This window comes from Streptomyces sp. UH6 (assembly GCF_013421635.1).
GTDB classification, from domain to species: domain Bacteria; phylum Actinomycetota; class Actinomycetes; order Streptomycetales; family Streptomycetaceae; genus Streptomyces; species Streptomyces abyssomicinicus.
The window spans coordinates 1-1458 of the sequence record NZ_JACADT010001222.1; the positions used below are offsets into that span (position 1 = coordinate 1).

Annotated in this window: 2 protein-coding genes; one reads left to right on the plus strand and one right to left on the minus strand. The window is 71.9% G+C overall.

The window, feature by feature from the left end:
• Positions 1 to 6 precede the first annotated feature (6 nt).
• A complete protein-coding gene (locus tag HW445_RS30765) occupies positions 7 to 507 on the minus strand; it encodes a GbsR/MarR family transcriptional regulator (protein WP_180224072.1) in 501 nt (166 codons plus the stop codon).
• Positions 508 to 592: 85 nt separating this feature from the next.
• Between HW445_RS30765 and HW445_RS30770 the strand changes: the two genes are divergently transcribed.
• Positions 593 to 1458 (plus strand): ABC transporter ATP-binding protein (locus HW445_RS30770; protein ID WP_180224073.1); only part of this gene is annotated, 866 nt, incomplete at its 3' end.

Consider the following 1458-nt stretch of genomic DNA (forward strand, 5'->3'; position numbering starts at 1 on the left):
CGCCCGTCACGCCCCGTCCGCCGACTCCCGCTTCTTCCGCCACCGCGACATCATCTCGGTCAGCTCGACCTCGATGAACTCGAAGAACTCCAGGGTCTCCCGCAGCCGTTGCTCGGCCGGGGAGCCGGGGCTCACGGCGCCGACGCCCTCGCGGATCGCCGCCTGCCAGCGGCGGAGCAGGGCCTCGCGGTTGGTGATCGCCTCGTACCACTGGTCGCTGTGGACCCGGTACCGCTCCCGGCGCGAGCCGGGCTCGCGCTCGCGGGAGACCAGGTGCGTCTGGGAGAGGTAGCGCACCGCGCCGGAGACCGCCGCCGGGCTGATCCTGAGCTGTTCGCCCAGCTCCGCCGAGGTGAGGACACCGTCGTCGGAGGCGAGCAGCGCGGCGAAGACCCGGGCGGGCATCCGGGCCATGCCGGCGTCGGTCAGCTGGCCCGCGAAGAGCTCCACGAACCGCGACACCGCCTCGGCGTCCCGTTCCTTCGCGGACGACCCGGCCTCCGTCATGCGCAACCTCTCTCCTCCGTGGGTCTCCGAGTTTATACGTTTCCTTAACTTCACAACTTTCTGAAGGAAGCGTAATTTCAGAAGCATGACGCAGGAACCCCTCGCGATCGAGGTCTCCGGACTCCAGAAGTCGTTCGGCGCCACCCGCGCCCTCGACGGACTCGACCTGTCCGTCCGCACCGGGGAGGTGCACGGCTTCCTCGGCCCCAACGGGGCCGGCAAGTCGACCACCCTCCGCGTACTGCTCGGCCTGATGCGCTCCGACGCCGGCGCCGCCCGGGTCCTCGGTCTGGATCCGTGGGGCCGGGCCGTCGAGGTGCACCGGCGACTCGCCTACGTGCCCGGTGACGTCGAGCTGTGGCCCAACCTCAGCGGTGGCGAGGCCATCGACCTGCTGTCGCGGCTGCGCGGCGGCATCGACCGGCGCCGCAGGGACGAGCTGATCGACCGGTTCGACCTGGACCCGCGCAAGAAGGGCCGGGCCTACTCCAAGGGCAACCGGCAGAAGGTCGCCATCGTCGCCGCGCTCGCCTCCGACGCCGAGCTGCTGCTCCTCGACGAGCCGACCTCGGGTCTGGACCCGCTGATGGAGGTCGTCTTCCAGGACGTGGTCCGCGAGGCCAAGGAGGCCGGGCGGACGGTGCTGCTCTCCAGCCACATCCTGGCCCAGGTGGAGAAGCTGGCCGACCGCGTCTCGATCATCCGGCGCGGCCGGACCGTCCAGTCCGGCACCCTCGCCGAGATGCGCCACCTCACCCGCACCACCGTCGAGGCCGAGACCGAACGGCCGGTCGCCGGCCTGGAGGCGCTGCCCGGCGTGCACGACGTCACCGCCGACGGGGCCCGGGTCCGCTTCGCGGTGGACGGCGGGCGGCTCGACGCCGCCGTGCGTGTCCTCGGCGAGGCAGGCGTCCGCAGCCTGGTCAGCCACCCGCCCACCCTGGAGGAGCT

Excerpts from the sequence above, each read along its gene's own strand:
- HW445_RS30765 (WP_180224072.1), bottom strand. The coding sequence starts at position 507 with ATGACGGAGGCCGGGTCGTCCGCGAAGGAACGGGACGCCGAGGCGGTG.